The sequence below is a fragment of the Oceanirhabdus seepicola genome (assembly GCF_023684385.1).
Classification (GTDB): domain Bacteria; phylum Bacillota; class Clostridia; order Clostridiales; family Clostridiaceae; genus Oceanirhabdus; species Oceanirhabdus seepicola.
In genome coordinates, this window is record NZ_JAGSOJ010000004.1 from 600,281 (window position 1) to 616,955 (window position 16,675).

At 30.1% G+C, this 16,675-nt stretch carries 18 protein-coding genes; 4 read left to right on the forward strand and 14 right to left on the reverse strand.

Going from position 1 to position 16,675, the window contains the following annotated elements:
* Nucleotides 1–126: 126 nt before the first annotated feature.
* Both KDK92_RS19810 and KDK92_RS24850 read right to left on the reverse strand, forming a co-directional pair.
* Nucleotides 127–1,575: an IS200/IS605 family accessory protein TnpB-related protein gene (locus tag KDK92_RS19810; protein ID WP_250861128.1), complete on the reverse strand. Its 1,449-nt coding sequence runs from the start codon at nucleotides 1,573–1,575 to the stop codon at nucleotides 127–129.
* A 647-nt stretch (nucleotides 1,576–2,222) separates the two neighbouring features.
* The gene (locus KDK92_RS24850; RefSeq protein WP_250861129.1) at nucleotides 2,223–2,672 is read right to left on the reverse strand and encodes a sigma factor-like helix-turn-helix DNA-binding protein; all 450 of its coding nucleotides are present in this window, start codon (nucleotides 2,670–2,672) and stop codon (nucleotides 2,223–2,225) included.
* Nucleotides 2,673–2,737: 65 nt separating this feature from the next.
* On the opposite strand from KDK92_RS24850, the gene KDK92_RS19820 reads away from it, so the two are divergent.
* Nucleotides 2,738–3,031 (forward strand): N-acetylmuramoyl-L-alanine amidase, encoded by a 294-nt coding sequence (locus KDK92_RS19820; protein ID WP_250861130.1) that lies wholly within the window; start codon nucleotides 2,738–2,740, stop codon nucleotides 3,029–3,031.
* 55 nt (nucleotides 3,032–3,086) lie between these two features.
* Here the strand turns inward: KDK92_RS19820 and KDK92_RS19825 are convergent, their stop codons facing one another.
* The 3 genes from KDK92_RS19825 to KDK92_RS19835 all read right to left on the reverse strand — a co-directional run bounded on the left by KDK92_RS19825 (nucleotide 3,087) and on the right by KDK92_RS19835 (nucleotide 4,510).
* Nucleotides 3,087–3,743, reverse strand: coding sequence for a hypothetical protein (locus tag KDK92_RS19825; RefSeq protein WP_250861131.1), 657 nt, complete (start codon nucleotides 3,741–3,743; stop codon nucleotides 3,087–3,089).
* Between the two features lie 381 nt (nucleotides 3,744–4,124).
* The gene (locus KDK92_RS19830) at nucleotides 4,125–4,283 is read right to left on the reverse strand and encodes a DUF1540 domain-containing protein (protein ID WP_250861132.1); all 159 of its coding nucleotides are present in this window, start codon (nucleotides 4,281–4,283) and stop codon (nucleotides 4,125–4,127) included.
* Between the two features lie 65 nt (nucleotides 4,284–4,348).
* The gene (locus tag KDK92_RS19835; RefSeq protein WP_250861133.1) at nucleotides 4,349–4,510 is read right to left on the reverse strand and encodes a rubredoxin; all 162 of its coding nucleotides are present in this window, start codon (nucleotides 4,508–4,510) and stop codon (nucleotides 4,349–4,351) included.
* A 385-nt stretch (nucleotides 4,511–4,895) separates the two neighbouring features.
* Between KDK92_RS19835 and KDK92_RS19840 the strand changes: the two genes are divergently transcribed.
* A complete protein-coding gene (locus tag KDK92_RS19840; RefSeq protein WP_338115280.1) occupies nucleotides 4,896–5,309 on the forward strand; it encodes a phosphatase PAP2 family protein in 414 nt (137 codons plus the stop codon).
* A gap of 30 nt (nucleotides 5,310–5,339) precedes the next feature.
* Here KDK92_RS19840 and KDK92_RS19845 read toward each other — a convergent pair whose 3' ends face one another.
* The 4 genes from KDK92_RS19845 to arcC form a co-directional block, all read right to left on the reverse strand.
* Complete coding sequence (locus KDK92_RS19845) at nucleotides 5,340–6,521, reverse strand: cation:proton antiporter (protein WP_250861135.1); 1,182 nt, start codon at nucleotides 6,519–6,521, stop codon at nucleotides 5,340–5,342.
* 396 nt (nucleotides 6,522–6,917) lie between these two features.
* A complete protein-coding gene (gene argF, locus KDK92_RS19850) occupies nucleotides 6,918–7,916 on the reverse strand; it encodes an ornithine carbamoyltransferase (RefSeq protein ID WP_250861136.1) in 999 nt (332 codons plus the stop codon).
* A 57-nt stretch (nucleotides 7,917–7,973) separates the two neighbouring features.
* Entirely contained in the window at nucleotides 7,974–9,182 is a 1,209-nt protein-coding gene (arcA, locus tag KDK92_RS19855; protein WP_250861137.1) for an arginine deiminase, read from the reverse strand.
* 25 nt (nucleotides 9,183–9,207) lie between these two features.
* Complete coding sequence (arcC, locus tag KDK92_RS19860) at nucleotides 9,208–10,152, reverse strand: carbamate kinase (protein ID WP_250861138.1); 945 nt, start codon at nucleotides 10,150–10,152, stop codon at nucleotides 9,208–9,210.
* 411 nt (nucleotides 10,153–10,563) lie between these two features.
* Here arcC and KDK92_RS19865 point away from each other — a divergent pair, with 411 nt between their 5' ends.
* Nucleotides 10,564–10,722, forward strand: a complete 159-nt coding sequence (locus KDK92_RS19865) for a hypothetical protein (protein WP_250861139.1) — start codon at nucleotides 10,564–10,566, stop codon at nucleotides 10,720–10,722.
* A gap of 408 nt (nucleotides 10,723–11,130) precedes the next feature.
* Here KDK92_RS19865 and KDK92_RS19870 read toward each other — a convergent pair whose 3' ends face one another.
* Together KDK92_RS19870 and fsa are read right to left on the reverse strand one after the other, a co-directional pair.
* Complete coding sequence (locus KDK92_RS19870; protein ID WP_250861140.1) at nucleotides 11,131–11,724, reverse strand: DUF1836 domain-containing protein; 594 nt, start codon at nucleotides 11,722–11,724, stop codon at nucleotides 11,131–11,133.
* Nucleotides 11,725–12,184: 460 nt separating this feature from the next.
* Complete coding sequence (gene fsa, locus KDK92_RS19875; protein WP_250861141.1) at nucleotides 12,185–12,820, reverse strand: fructose-6-phosphate aldolase; 636 nt, start codon at nucleotides 12,818–12,820, stop codon at nucleotides 12,185–12,187.
* A 503-nt stretch (nucleotides 12,821–13,323) separates the two neighbouring features.
* Here fsa and KDK92_RS19880 point away from each other — a divergent pair.
* On the forward strand, nucleotides 13,324–13,569 hold the full coding sequence (locus KDK92_RS19880) for an AbrB/MazE/SpoVT family DNA-binding domain-containing protein (protein ID WP_250861142.1): 246 nt from the start codon (nucleotides 13,324–13,326) through the stop codon (nucleotides 13,567–13,569).
* 55 nt (nucleotides 13,570–13,624) lie between these two features.
* On the opposite strand, the gene rsmI is transcribed toward KDK92_RS19880, so the two are convergent.
* From rsmI to KDK92_RS19890, 3 genes are all read right to left on the reverse strand, one after another.
* Nucleotides 13,625–14,509: a 16S rRNA (cytidine(1402)-2'-O)-methyltransferase gene (gene rsmI / locus KDK92_RS19885; protein WP_250861176.1), complete on the reverse strand. Its 885-nt coding sequence runs from the start codon at nucleotides 14,507–14,509 to the stop codon at nucleotides 13,625–13,627.
* Between the two features lie 175 nt (nucleotides 14,510–14,684).
* Nucleotides 14,685–14,807: a hypothetical protein gene (locus tag KDK92_RS24660; protein WP_276576050.1), complete on the reverse strand. Its 123-nt coding sequence runs from the start codon at nucleotides 14,805–14,807 to the stop codon at nucleotides 14,685–14,687.
* A 116-nt stretch (nucleotides 14,808–14,923) separates the two neighbouring features.
* A complete protein-coding gene (locus tag KDK92_RS19890) occupies nucleotides 14,924–16,372 on the reverse strand; it encodes a UDP-N-acetylmuramoyl-L-alanyl-D-glutamate--2,6-diaminopimelate ligase (RefSeq protein WP_250861143.1) in 1,449 nt (482 codons plus the stop codon).
* Nucleotides 16,373–16,675 lie beyond the last annotated feature (303 nt).

Consider the following 16,675-nt stretch of genomic DNA (forward strand, 5'->3'; position numbering starts at 1 on the left):
TAATAATTAAAATTATTTCCTTATAAAGTACAAAAGAATTGCGAGTGTTACTCAGCCCCTAATATTATTTCTCCACCAAAGCCTTTCCTACTAGGTGTACTTTGACAGTTTTCATTTATATTAAAGTTAATTATAACTTGCTATCCCTAATAATTTCTTCCTATTTACTATCCATAAATCAGGCTTGTCACCTACCTTTCTTTTTATATTTTTATTTATTTCTGCCCATTTTGCCCATTCATTTTTCTTGCTAAATTTATCTAAATCTTTTACTAATACATCTTTCAATATTTTTGAAACCTTTTCTTTAAAACCATAACTACGTCTTGCTATAACCATTCCTGCACCATTATGAACTACCATTCCGTACTGATGGCAATACTTATACAATCCTATTTTGCTTGTAAATTGTGGTTTAACTTTAACTATTTCAACACCTTCTTTTATACAAGCACTTTCAAGCATTGTTAATAACTTGCTATATATAAATTGATGTTTGATTCTAGCAAACTTGGCATTTACATCTTTATCATTTTTAAATTTCAAATCTTCTATGGCAATTCCACATCCATAAGTTTTAGCAATTAAGATTACTTGTTTAGCAAGTTCTCCACAAAGGTTTTTACGTCTATTACTTCTTGCGTACTGCAATTCTCCTTGTTTTAGGTATGTGTGCCATTTATAATTACCTTTATCATCAATCATAGTTAGAGCAAAACCATCTGGATTAGTATCTATGCCAATCATCCTATTATGCCCTGTATATATGACCTCAGATTTAGGTAATTCAAAAGTGATGTGTGCGTAACATTTTCCATTTTTCTTTATTAATTCAACTTGATAAGCTTCTCCACTTTGTAAATGATTTAAAAACATTTCTCTATAATTATTACCATTAACTTTCCCAGTTTTCTTAGATAGTTTTTGTGGTAAATATATAGGTACTTGTATTTTTAAGGCTCTATTTGATTTTGTTTTTTGTAATGTTGATATTTCTAAAAAACTCATGTCATTATTTACAATTACTCTTAAGTTTGGATTTCCTTTTTTTGTCTTGTCTCCCCTTGAATAGAATCTATTATTTCTGCATTCTTTCCACTCTTCGTTGCTTATTAACCCTTTACATCTTTTGATAAACATTTCTTTACTACCAAATGTAACTGGTGAAATAGTATTGTTATCCTCTAAGGATTGAAAATATGCCAATTTTCTTTGTCTCTTATCTAGTTTTCTCAATAAAGCATTTCTTTTTTTAGCAGATATTTTCTTTTTACCATTTAATATTTTTTTAATAGCTTTTATTTTAGAATTGTAGCTACTTATATTATCTTTCAATAACTCCTTTTGAGAAACTATTGTTTGTCTTGCATTTTCAACAGCATCCTTGGATTGACGAATATTTAAATTGTACTTATTGGCTACTATTTTTTCTAATTCACCTTTTTTAATTGTTCCTTCTAGTAATCTATTAAATGAATATCTAATAGCAGTGCAAAATACTAACATCATATTATCAATTATTGATTTTTGTTCATCATTCATATTTATTAATATTGCTTTCAGTGTTATTTTCACTAATACTTTGTACCTGCCTTTCTTTCTCCAATTCAGTGATAATTTTCTTTAATTTCCTTTCACTCCTTGCACCATATAACCTTGCACTAAAACAACTTCTATATCATCCAAGTCATACCTTCTATGTCCATCAGGAGCCTTGAATTTTGCTTTAAGCTTACCTTCATTTTCTCATATTTTAAGAGTTTTTATTGTAACACTCGTTAACTCACTAACTTCTGATATACTTATCATTTTACCTATATTCATAATCACATCTGTAATAAGCGCATCTTAATTTCAATTTATTGTGAATTCCATTTGTTATCAAATTTTATGATTTGTTATTAATTCTTACAACTGTTGCTACCTCCTAAAAGTCCTTTTACATATTATACCACATAACATTTTGTCTATGCACATCACAACTAGGCGTTTAGAATATCCCATGTTAAACCTAATTTCATATTTTCTTATATTACAGAAAATTTCAGAAAGAAGCTATTGTTCGTGTGAAATTCAATATATTTCCTAAAACTAAAATAAAAGCATGATTCGTAGCTATCCGAACCATACCTTTTAATTTTAAATTTTAATTCTGTCTTTTCTGTTGCTCTCCTAGAGATATATTCAATATAATGAATAATTATCTTGAATATAATCTTCTATTATTTTTTCAAGTTACTTATCTTTAGTCCTTCTAATGGACTAAAATCTGTTATTTGATTAGACCTTAAATCTAGATTGTTTAATTTTGTCAATCCTTTTAATGGGCTTATATTTAGCTCTCTTGCAAGCTCCTTTTCTGATTGATTCAATACTACAGCTCTATAGATTATCTCTTTCTGTCTATCTGATAATCTATCTATAGCTTTTAGTATCATTTCATCTATACACAAACAATTAAAATCAACTTTATCTGATGATGGTATTATTATTTTATTTATGAACTCCCCATCGTTACCTTCTATAAGATCAATCTTCTCTTGTTCAAAGTCATCGGCCTTAGTATTTAGGCTCAACATTTCTTTTGTTTCAAGCTTAGCTTTCTTATTATAATAATCAATAACACCATATGTTATCATTTGTTTTATGTAACTTATAATCTTAATCCCCACACAATGTTTATCAAATCTTATCCTTAGTTCTTCCATAGCCTTTCTATGATGAATACCAAGGAGCATTGGGAACTGAAGTGTGTGTTAAAAATGAACCAGATTATGTAGCACAGAGAGTATGTAACAAATTAGCTTCTTTAGGATTTAAAAATAGAGGGACAAAAACACAAGAAGAATTAGGGCGTAGATTAGGTGAACTTAATTATACTAATATGCCTGCTATTATAGCTGAAGTATGTTTTGTTGAAGCAACAGAAGATGTGGCAATATATTTAAACCATGGACCTCATGTTATAGCTAAAGCCATAGCCGAGGGAGTAACTGGTCAGACTGTCGATAACGAAATCATGCCGAACTAGTATATGATATAGCTAATTACATCTACTATCTTTTAGTAGCTGTAATTTTATTTTACTACCTAAATGTACTTTTAGATAATTCTGCTGCGTGTTGCATTTCTTCAAATTGTTTCCCATCTACTAGAAATTTAACTCCATCAATCCAATCACCTTTATATTCTCTTTGAAGTATATTTTCTCTAAGAGTATACGTTATCATAGAGCCTCCTGTAGTCCCCTGCATTTTACCAAACCAATAATTATCTCCAACCAAATTAATAACAGCGATTTTTTTACCATTTATTGTTTCTATATCGCTTAGTTCCAGTATGTGGTTTTTGTAATATTTAACCGATATAATACTAAGTATCATTTTTATATTATCCTCGACTAACAACCCAGTGGTTATCAGTTCGCCTTCCGTTAATCTTTCATAATCACTATTCATAGTTACTATGTTTAAAACTTGCTCAGTTTCATCAAATTTATCAGATTTGGCAACATTACCTTCAATAATTTTTTTTTCTAATTCTTTTATTTTTTTATTAGCATCATTAAGTTCACTATTTAATTTGTTTATTTGAGCATTTGAGTTCATTAATTCTTCTTTGGTGCTGACAAGCTCACTATCTAATTTCGAAATTTCATTTAATGATTTAGTATTACTATTGCACCCTCCAAGAATTCCAACACTTAAAATCCCAATACATAAAACGCTTAATATTTTTTTCATTATTAGTTTTACCCCCCCTTTTGTTCTCTAAAACTATTATAAAGCTCTATTTCTTACATATAGTTACATACTTATTACAATATGTATTTTAATCCATAACCCCATTGCTACATTGGAATATTCTTATCTGTTATTAATAAACTCAATAAGGAATTTAAACTAATAAAAAAACCGTTCAATGAACTTTTAACGTCTTTTTACTATGTATAAATCTTTCTCATACATCTTCAACTTAAATTCCGTAGCACAAAACACTTTTCTTACTACACTTATTGATGTACACAAGATAAAAGATTGGCAAGTAATTGCAAAATCAAAATTAAAATGGATAAAAAATTAGAGTGCTTCCCTTAACCAGGAGGCACTCGTTTCTATTATAGTTTATAAATTTCTAGATTCAAAATTGCTACAATCAGTCTCAGTAGAATATTTAGCATCTTTTTTATTTTTCTTTATGTGAATCTTTACAAGATTACAATGATGATACGCATTATCGTTATGTTTACATTCGCCAACAAAGCATTCTATACTTTTGTTCATAAAGACACCTCTTTTAAGTTTTTAATATTTTAATCACCCTATTGTTATTTTTCCTTAGACTTCTTTTAATATACAATCTCAAATGCTTCTTTTAGCGAACCACAGTGAGGGCAAACCCAGTCATAAGGTATTTCATCAAATTCAGTCCCTTCATCTATACAGCTGTTTATATCACCATTTTCTGGGTCATATAAAAAACCACATACTGAACAAATATAACTATCCATTTTTATTCCTCCAGAATAATCTCTCAACTCTATAATATAATTTATATCTCATTTTTGTTAAATATTACTTAATATTTTTATAGTTTATTTTATTTATGAGATTTTGTGGATATACTTAATTTATAGGTTTAAGAAAGGTGTGTTTTATATGAGTATCCGAAAATTATTTGATAAATACAATCATTTTTTATACTTGCTACTATTCATTCCAACTCTAATAATATTTACCCTTTTACAGGGATATATTAACCCCCAATATATTATGCATTCTCCAATAGATGATTATATACCCTTCATCAGTGGTTTTATTATATTTTATGTTATATGGTACGCATATATCGGTTGGTGCTTTATATATATGGGATTACGTTCAAGAAGTGAATTTATGAAATATTTCAAATTCATATTCTTTGGAACAATAATAAGCTATTTCATATATATGCTATTTCCTAACGGTCAGAATCTACGAAATCCATTAGCTACAACTGATGTTTTTTCCTATACAATAAATCTAATTAGATCCGTGGATCCACCAACCAATGTTTTTCCTAGCCTACATGTTTATAATTCACTAGGGGTATTCTTCGCTGTATCTAGCTATTATAGGAACGATAAGCGATATCTTAGTATTACTCTTCACCTTATATTATCTTTGCTTATATGCGCTTCTACAGTGTTTATTAAACAACATTCTATATTAGATGTTAGTGCTTCAGTAATTTTAGCATTTTTATTATATTTTAGAATATATTTAATCCCAAGACTTCAATCCAAATCAGAACTGTCAGAAATAAAATAAAAAAGCAGATGAGCTTATCTGCTTTTTTCATTAAACACTTACTGTATTATTTACAATATTCTTATCCACTTCTCCAGCCTTTGTCAATGCCATTTTAGTTAGCAGTGGGCCTGCCATTTCATATACCACTGTCGCTCCTAAGATGATTGCTCTTATTTCCATTCCATGATTCGGCAATGCCTCTTGTGCTGCCATAGCAAGACCAATTGCTACTCCAGCTTGAGGTACCAAAGTTAACCCTAAATATTGCTGTACAGTTTTAGGTGATTTTGCTATTCTTGCACCTATTCCAGCACCTAATACTTTTCCAATAACTCTAACTACGATATATATTGCTCCAGCCAGTCCCACCGTTAAGAGTACTGACAAATCTAGTTCTGCTCCTGCAAAGGTAAAGAATGCGATAAAAATTGGAGGCGTGAATCTATCTACCACATCCAAAGTTCTCTTACTATTAGGCATTATATTAGATACTGTTGTCCCAATAGCCATGCATAATAGTAATGGTGAAACATTAAAATGACTAGAAATCCCTACAGATATAAATACTACTCCAATTGTTAAAGCTAAAAGTTGGTCTCCACCCTTTGCACTTTTAGAGATGAATGCCAATATTATACCTATGCCTATACCGATAACAACAGCTAAAACTATCTCCATAATAGGTTCAAATAACATATTATATAAGGTTACCTCTCCACCAATAGATGACAATCCTTTAGCCACTGTTATAGATACACCAAAAACTATAATACCAACTGCATCATCCATAGCAACAATCGGTAGTAACGTGTTTACTACTGGCCCTTTTGCTTTATACTGCCTGATTACCATAAGTGTTGCTGCTGGTGCTGTCGCTGCTGCAATTGCTCCAATGACTATGCTAAAACTTAAATCTTTTCCCCCTAAAGTCATCATAGCTAATGTTACTAATATAACTGCACCTAACGCTTCACATAGAGTGATTATTACTATCCCCTTACCAACTTTTTTAATATGGGATATCTTTAATTCACTACCTATACTAAAAGCAATAAACCCAAGTGCAACCTCTGATATTATAGATAATTGACCTACAATATCATGTGGAATTATGTTTAAGAAAGATCCTCCTATCAATACCCCACCTAAAAGATACCCTGTTACCTCTGGTAACTTAAACTTGGAAACAATTCTACCTGAAACAAGTCCAACAAGTAAAATTAATCCCACATAAAACAAGATATGCATTTTTACGCGCCTTCTTTCATTAAATTAGCCTTAAACAACATAAAAATTTATTACTATGACAGGCCCATAGATATTATAATACCATAAATTATAAATTATTTTAAACATTTTTTTAATTTTATTTAACTCTTAATGATTTCGCGTATTTCATTACAGTAATCTCTATAAAAAAGGAGTGTTTCCCTTAGTCTCAACTACTGTTGCTGGGCATCCTTCTTAAACCTGCAAAGAAAATACTTTCCTACAACCCCTTGATTTTTTATTCTTAAGAAATTGAACTGGTGCCATTTTACACTAATACAAAACAAACTGAACTTTGAGAAAAATCCCAAAACTCAGCCTTGGGGTGTCCCCAAGGCTGATATTATTATAAATTTATTATGCTCCTAAAGTTGCAACCATTACTGCTTTGATAGTATGCATTCTGTTTTCAGCTTCATCAAATACTATTGATGCTTCACTTTCAAATACTTCATCAGTTACTTCCATTGAATCTAATCCAAATTTCTCATGGATTTCTCTACCAACTATTGTATCTAAATCATGGAAAGCTGGAAGACAGTGCATAAACTTAACATTTGAGTTTCCTGTCATATCCATCATTTCTTTGTTTACTTGATATGGCTTTAACATATTAATTCTCTTAGCCCATACCTCATCTGGTTCTCCCATTGACACCCATACATCTGTATAAATGAAGTCAGCGCCTTTAACACCTTCTTGAACATCTTCAGTAATAGTAATCTTAGCACCTGATTTTTCTGCTATCTCTTTACATTGAGCTACTAACGCTTCTTCTGGGAATAACTCTTTTGGAGCTACTATTCTGAAATCCATACCCATTTTCGCTGCACCTATCATCAATGAATTGGCCATATTATTTCTACCATCTCCTGCATAAGTGAAAATAACTTTGTTAAGAGGCTTATCAGTATGCTCTTGTATAGTTAAGAAATCTGCTAATATTTGAGTTGGATGAGCTTCATTAGTTAATCCATTCCAAACTGGCACTCCTGAGTGTTTAGCTAATGATTCTACAATTTCTTGTCCAAATCCTCTATATTCAATTCCATCAAACATTCTTCCAAGAACTCTTGCTGTATCAGCAGTAGATTCCTTTTTACCAATTTGACTTCCTGATGGCCCAAGATAAGTAACGTGTGCTCCTTGGTCATATGCAGCTACTTCAAATGCACATCTTGTTCTAGTTGAAGCTTTTTCAAAAATAAGTGCGATATTCTTTCCTTTTAGCTTTTGCTGCTCTGTTCCAGTATATTTTGCTCTCTTTAAATCTCTAGCTAGATCTAAGAAGAAGTTAATCTCCTTTTGTGAGAAATCTAAAAGAGTTAAAAAGTGTCTGTTTCTTAAGTTATACATAGTGCTACCCCCATTAAATTATTATTTATTTTATTTTTAATCCCTACAAATTCTTAATTATAAGTCTTCTCTATAGAATGGCATAGACATACATCTTGGGCCACCTCTACCTCTTGATAATTCACTTGATGGTATTGCTAGTACTGTTATATTATTTTTATCTAAAATCTCGTTTGTAATATAGTTTCTCTCATATGTGATTACTTTTCCTGGAGATATTGCTAATGTATTTGAACCATCATTCCATTGTTCTCTTCCAGCAATAATTTTATCTCCATTACCACATCTAATTAATTTTGCATCAATGTTGAGATGTTTAGATAATATCTTTTCAAGTGTTCCTTCTTCTTCCTCAGCAATAACTTTACCGTTCTTCTGATCATAAGTTAACGCTATTACCTTTAATTCTCCCTCTATTCCTGGATGAACTGTGAACATATCATGATCAATCATTGTAAACACAGTATCAAGGTGCATAAATGCTCTTGTCTTTGGAATATCAAATATCAAAACAGTATTGAAACTTTCACCGCTCTTGAATATATTCTCAGCAAGTTTAAATACCCCTTCTTTATCACTTCTCTCACTATATCCTACAGCCAATACTTCTTTAGATAGAATTAACTGATCTCCACCTTCAATAGCGAATTCATTATCTCTGTGATACCATTGAGGTATTCCTGCTTCTTTATATTCAGGATGATGATTAAATATATATTTACCAAAAATAGTTTCTCTTCTTCTTGTAACAGTCCTCATATGATTTAAAGATATACCTTTTCCTATACAAGCAAATGGATCTCTTGTAAAGTATAGATTCGGCATAGGGTCCATGATAAATGGATATTGATCAACATCTTCTTTAAGATTTATCTCTTTTCTCCTTACACCTGCCATTACTTTATCTACCATAGCTTTAGTAGGCATACTCTTTAAGAAATCTTTTAAGTATTCAATATTTTTACTTTCTTTAACTTTACACTCTGCTAGAACCTCATCTAAGAATTTTTCTTTTATCATACTATCCTTCAATGAGTCAGCAACAAGTTTCTCTAAATAAAGAACCTCAACTCCGTCATTTCTTAATATATCTGCAAATTTATCATGTTCATCTCTAGCAACCTTTAAATAAGGAATATCATCAAACAAGAGCCTCTCTAAATATTCTGGGATAAGATTTTCTATCTCAGCTCCTGGTCTATGAAGCATTACAGTTTTTAACTTACCTATCTCAGAATAAACGTTGATTTTCCTTGTATCATTCACAAAATCACTCCTCTTAAATATAAACCTATCTTACTATTCTAGTTCCTGATTCCCCTTTTAAAGCCTCCTTAGCTTTTGCCAATGAAGCTATTATTGCAATTTTTGATGAGTCATTAAGAACAAATTTCTTACACGCTTCAACTTTAGGAAGCATACTTCCAGGTGCAAACTGACCTTCTTCTATATATTTATCTATTTCTTCGATATTTATTTCAGTTAATTCTTTCTGATCAGGTTTATTAAAATTAACACAAACTCTATCAACTGCTGTAAGAACTACTAATGCATCTGCATCTAATATTTCAGCTAGCTTTTCAGCAGCAAAATCCTTATCAATAACTGCAGGTACACCTTTAACCATTCCTTCTTCTCTTATAACAGGTATTCCCCCGCCACCACAAGCGATTATAACATTTCCATTATCTACTAAGCTTTTGATTATATCTTTTTCAATTACATCTACTGGTTTTGGAGATGCAACAACTCTTCTATACCCTCTTCCAGAATCTTCTTTCATTACATAACCATTTTCTACTTCAAGCTTTTTTGCTTCCTCTTCATTATAGAATGAGCCTATAGGCTTAGTAGGATTTTGGAATCCAGAATCATTCTTATCAACAATAACTTGTGTTACAACTGTTCCTACATTCTTATTAATATTTCTTTTTGCAAGTTCCTCAGAAATTGCATTTTGAAGATGATATCCTATGTATCCCTGTGAAAATGAACCACAAACATCAAATGGCATTAATAAGTTAACTTCATCAGATTTATGTGCCGCTTCTATTGAAGCTACTATTTGTCCTACTTGAGGACCATTTCCGTGTACAATCGAAACTCTATGACCTTCTTCAATCAAGTCAACAATTGATACAGCAGTATCTTTACATGTCTTTAATTGCGCTTGTGCACTCTTATCTTTCGGATTACTTTGAAGTGCATTTCCCCCTAACGCTAATACAATTTTCATGAATTCCCCTCCTAATATGTTCCTTAATTTCATATTAAATAATTTTCAGAATATTGTCAAATTATCAAATCTTCAGTTTTGTGAATATATATTCTATACTTTTACGTGTTAATATTTGTATATTAAAAAAACACCTTAAAATTTTTAAAAAACCCAATGTTACTATGCATATTTATTTATTTTCTATGGATAAAATTTTTTTGTTTTTTTTAATTTAGTATATACTTTTTTCAACTTTAAGCATATACTATATATATAACAAACTACCCCCTAGGGGTATACGGAGGTCAAGATAAAATGAAATTAAACATTGATAAACAAACTCTAGATATATTAAAAAAACATTTTCCTGAAAGTAAAGGTATTCGTCTAAAAGTTATAGGTTTTGGATGAGGAGGCCCTAAATTTGATATGGTTCAGGATGAACCTCAAAGAAATGATATTATCGAAACTATCGAAAGCATCAACTTTATAGTGGATAGAGATGAAGAGTATATCTTCAACAATGCTTCAATAAGATATGTGAAAAGTATGTTTGGATCAGGATTCAAGATTACTCAAGCATCTTAAGAGTTTTCAATAGCCTGAGGAGCGCTTTTCCATGCTCACACTATAGAAAATCCCATGATAAAAATCATGGGATTTTCTAATTTTATTAATGTATCTTTTTTCCCTTCGACGCAACTATCGTTGCTGATCACCTTCCTTAAACCGGCAGGGGAAATACTGCCCCTACAACCCCTTCATTTTTTATCATTAAGAAATTAAACTGGTGCAATTTTACACAAACGTGCAACTCATTGATATACGCACGATTATATGTGATAATTTATTAAGGAAATTTTTCAATTTCCTTAATAATAAAAAAAGAACTTAGCAGAAATTCAATTCCATTAAGTTCTTTTTCTATAATATCAATACAATATATTGTATTGATGCAATATTAAAGTTATATGATATATAATTTGCTAATTTCATTTACAGTTCGTTATATTCATCAACAATTCTTTGTGCTACCTTTTTAATAACGCTTGCTTGGGCAATCAATGTCATTACCATTAAAAATACTAATATTCGTTCTTCATCTTTACCTTTAAGATTCATATCCTTCATTAAATCTTTCAATTTATCTTCTTTAAAGTATTCCTGTGAAAAAAAATCATCAAAACTATTTCTTTGGATTTCACAGAAAACTTTATAAGCTTTCTCCCATGATATTATATCATCGCTTCTATCATTAATCTCATTAAATGCCAATCTAAAAACTTTCTTTATTTCTTCAGTAGTTAGTATTGGTCTCATATAACTCAAAAGAGCAAGTTGCGCTAAATGAAGCTTTGTATATCCACGCTTCTTTCCATCTTCTGGCTTAGAAATAACTTCACTTTTAATATAATTCTGTACAATATTATTAGTATATTTTTCATTTTCAAATCTATCATTTAAGTAATCAATTACCTGAGATAAAAAGAAATCGTATTGTGGTAAATCCTTATATGGAATAACGCTGTTATCAGACATTTCCTTTACCATTTCATTTACTGCACCGATGGAAAAGTTATCTTTTTTCATAATCTCACCTTCCAAAATATATTATTTCATTATATATATTAACTTTTATTTATTATATTAACCCTTATTTATTATCTATGATTCTTCTATATTATATGATACGCATAACCTTATTACAAGTTATTATATATAAATCTTTAATTTATTAACAATTTTTTATTATTTTCATAAATAATTTTAATAATATTCAAGTTAAATATCCATTTAACTTCCTTAGTATGTATAAAATGTATTTCCACATTTTCCTGTGGATAACTTGTAATTATCTGTGAATATTTATTACCTCTAGAAGCTTATGTATGTAGGTCTAAGGGTTATATAATTCTTTTGTCCACATTATCCACAGCCCTGTTGATAAATTTGCTAACATTTTTGAATATTTACTCAAAACTATAGCATCAATATATTGTATTGTGGATAACTTTATACCACAATATATTGATGCCTTTTTAATTCTATATTATTTTTTTGCATCTTGCATGAATTTTTCTATTCCTAAATCAGTTAATGGATGTTTAAACATTTTTTCAATAACTGCTGGTGGAATCGTAGCAATATCTGATCCAGCTTTAGCAACCTCTTGAACATGCATTGGATGTCTTATACTTGCAGATATTATTTCAGTAGTAATATTGAAGTTATCATATATCTCTCTAATATCGTATATTAAACTAATACCATCATATCCTATATCATCAACTCTTCCTAAAAACGGACTAACATAAGTTGCTCCTGCTTTTGCCGCTATTAGTGCTTGATTTGCTGAAAAAATAAGTGTAACATTTGTTTTTATTCCTTCTTTACTCAATCTACTTACAGCTTTTATACCTTCTTCGCACATAGGTATCTTAATAACAACGTTTTTATGGATTTTAGCTAGTTCTTTTGCTTCCTCAATCATCCCTTGATGATATTCACTCATAACTTCCGCACTAATTGGTCCATCTACAATACCACAGATTTCTTCAATAACATCTGATAATTTTTTTCCTTCTTTTGCAATCAATGATGGATTTGTTGTTGCACCATCCAGAATACCGTACTCTGCCATCCTTCTGATATCGTTAACATTTGCAGTATCAACAAATATTTTCATTTAATTACCTCCTAATCTCCCTATTAAAGTTATAATAAACTACATTTTATTATAACTTAAATTTTCTAATTAATACACAATTAATATTTTTTAGAAGATTTTTTCCAAATTGTTTTCAAATTATTTACAATCTGTTTTTTGACAATTTTTATGTACAAGCTTCGACAGTTTGTCTATGTATACCCAGTAAATTACTATTTTACAGTAATATTTTTTACTGAATTTGCGTTTTTTTTTTTTGTATTTTTTGGGTATTCGTTCTCTAAACACCGCTTAACCCTTAGAGCCTCAGTACTTTACGCACCACGCTACCGATTTGTATATATTTTGAAATACATATTGACATTTGAATAATTTGGTAGTATATTATCTATAGATGGAATAAAAAAAACATTTTGTAACTTAAAGGATTTTATATAAAGAATATATTGACTTTTTATGTCATATTTGTTATGATTTTAAGTGAGAATTGTCGAACATTGTAAAATAGGAGGATGTTGAATATGAAATCAACAGGTGTAGTAAGAAGAGTAGACGAATTGGGAAGAATTGTTATTCCAATAGAATTAAGAAGAACTTTAGATATCGCTGAAAAAGATGCTTTAGAAATCTATGTAGATGGTGAGCAAATTATATTAAAGAAATATCAACCAGCTTGTATTTTCTGTGGTGATGCTAGAGACGTTATTAACTACAGAGGTAAGAACATTTGTAAACACTGCATGGAAGAAATGAAAAACAATAACTAGTAATTACATATTGCTAATATAATAAAAAAGCCTATGCACAGCATAGGCTTTTTTATTATATTTCTAGGGAATATTTATAAACTTCACTTTTAGGAAGATTTCTTTCCTTTGCCACTTGCTTAACCGCATCTTTTTTTCTCATACCATTTTCAATATGTACCTTAATATGCTCTTCAATGGTAAGATCTTCCCATGTTTGTTTATTCTCAGCTTCTATCTCTTCTTGAGTCTTACCTTCTACAACTAGAACATATTCACCTTTTGGTTTACGCTCATTAGAATAATACTCTATAGCCTCATCAATTCTCATTCTTAATATTTGTTCATACAACTTTGTAAGTTCTCTACAAATAGCAATTCGCCTATTTCCCAAATTCTCTTTTAAAAATTCTAATCCCGCTATAAGTCTATGTGGTGACTCATAAAATATAAGGGTTTCTCTGTTTTCTTTTACTTCTTGTATTAACGCCTTTTTCCCTTTGTTATCTCTAGGAATAAATCCTCTGAAAGAAAAAGATTCGGTTGGTAATCCTGAATATACTAGTGCTGTTGTAAATGCAGTCGCTCCTGGAAGCACTTCAAATTCAATACCTTCTTCAATACATTTTTTAATAATTACACTTCCTGGATCTGAAATTCCTGGTGTACCAGCATCTGATACTACTGCCACGGTTTGCCCTTCATTTAATTTTTCAATTATAAAATTACTTTTATCTTTTTCATTATGCTGGTGATAGCTTGTAAGAGATTTTTTAATATTCAAATGATTAAGGAGCCTTAATGTTACTCTCGTATCTTCAGCCGCTATTACATCAGCCGCTTTTAATGCTTCTATTGATCTTAAAGTTATATCTTTCAAATTTCCTATAGGCGTTGGTACAATATATAGCTTTGACAAAACATCATCTCCAATCGTACTTTCTAACCACTGATTATACATTAATTTATTATTGGAAGTCAATATTATATAATCCACATTCAACTAAATATATAGGAAAAAGGACTGTTTTTTAAACAGCCCTTTCCTTCTAATTACTTTTTCTTTATGCAATTATTTTTTATAACAATTTGTTGTACATTGCATAAAATATTCATTTGTCTAAGCAATTAGAACTTTACCTGTCTCCGTTTTTTTTCCTAGCATGCGCTTCTTTGCTTAAACGCAGTGCTAAAAGTTCGTGTTTGCTAATAGGAATACTTTCCTCTTCGCTACCGCGGAGTGTAGCTTTTTTAATCATAACTATCATCTCCATTACTGTTAATGATGTTACTAACTTGCTACAGTAATATTATAACCGTAATACAGTTTTAAATTCATATGTTTTCATGGTAAATAGATGTTTTGATTATATTTTTATCCAAAATTTTTTATTATTTCCATGTCATCAAAATGAATAGTTTCATCTTTTAGTATTTGATATGTTTCATGCCCTTTACCGGCTATCACGATAATGTCATTATTGAGAGATATCTTTAAGGCTTTAATTATAGCCTCTTCTCTATTAGTTATTCTCTCATAGTTACAATTCAAACCTTTCATTCCTGCTTCAATATCATCAATGATTTTGTCAGGCTCTTCACTTCTTGGATTATCGGATGTTATGATTACATAATCTGATAATTTCCCTGCTATACATCCCATTATCGGTCTTTTAGTATTGTCTCTATCTCCTCCACATCCAAAAACAGTTATTATTCTTGCTTCTGCATATTCTTTTATTGACTCTAATAAGCTCTCTAAGGCATCTGGAGAATGTGCATAGTCAACTATAGCTACTGCACCATTATTCATTCTCTGGGCTTCTAGACGCCCTCTAACACCACTTATTTTAGGAAACACACTTAATATATCATCAAAATCCAATCCTATCTGCATACATACACCAAATGCAGCAAGTAAATTACTAACAGTAAACTTTCCTGGGACATTTACCTTTACAGTCTTACTTTTATTTCTATAATGTATATCAAACTGCACTGAATCTATAGCCAATTCTATATTTGTAGCTCTTATATCAGCTTCGTCACATAACCCGAAAGTTACTACCTCCCCCTCAAAAGTATCTATAATCTCTTTTGATACTGAATCATCTAAATTAACTAATGCCCTTTTACACTTATTAAATAGTTTTAATTTTGCATTCTTATAATTTTCCATATTTCCATGATCATCAAGATGATCCTGAGTTAAATTCAAAAATACACCTATATTAAAATCACAGAAATCTACTCTTCTCATTTCAAGAGCCATAGACGTAGCTTCAATGACTGTTGCAAAAACCTCTTGCTCTCTCATGTTTGAAAATATCTTTTGTAAATCTGGAGACTCAGGAGTCGTTGGCGTTGTCTTATTACTCTCTATATCTTCATCATTTATCTTACAACCTATTGTTCCAACAACACCTACCTTTTTATTTAAATTCATCAATATATCTCTTATAAAAATTGATACTGTTGTTTTTCCATTAGTACCTGTAATTCCAACTAAATTAAATTCTTTAGAAGGATCATGATTTAACACAGTAGCTAATCTAGCCATTTCTTTTCTCGAGTCTTCAACTTTTATCATTGCAATGTTTTTAGGGACTCCTTCAATATTCCTCTCCACCACTAGAGCTTTTGCTCCTTTTTCGATTGCTTGAGATACACGTTCATGGCTGTCAACATTCCTACCTTTTAGACAAATAAAAATATCGCCATCTTCAACCAGTCTAGTATCATATTTTATCTGATTTATATCTGTATCTAAATTCCCTTGAATCAGCTCATATTCAGTACGTTTAAGTAAATCTACTAATTTCATTGAATACCTCCTTAACTTAAGCACATTCAAATAAATAACTAGTTATAAGTCTGTAGTATACATACTTTATTTTTAACTTGTTATTTATTTCCATGTAACTAATTTGACACTTAAGATTAGTCTCTCTTTATATTATAGTAAATATTTGAATATTGATAAACCATTAATATTTTAAAATTCCATGGATTTTATCACTCTATAGTGTTAAATTTTTATTGACATAGTTTTTTAGAAATGATATTATATTTGATAATAAACAAAAACATACGAACAATAAACATTAACATATAAATAACATTCGTA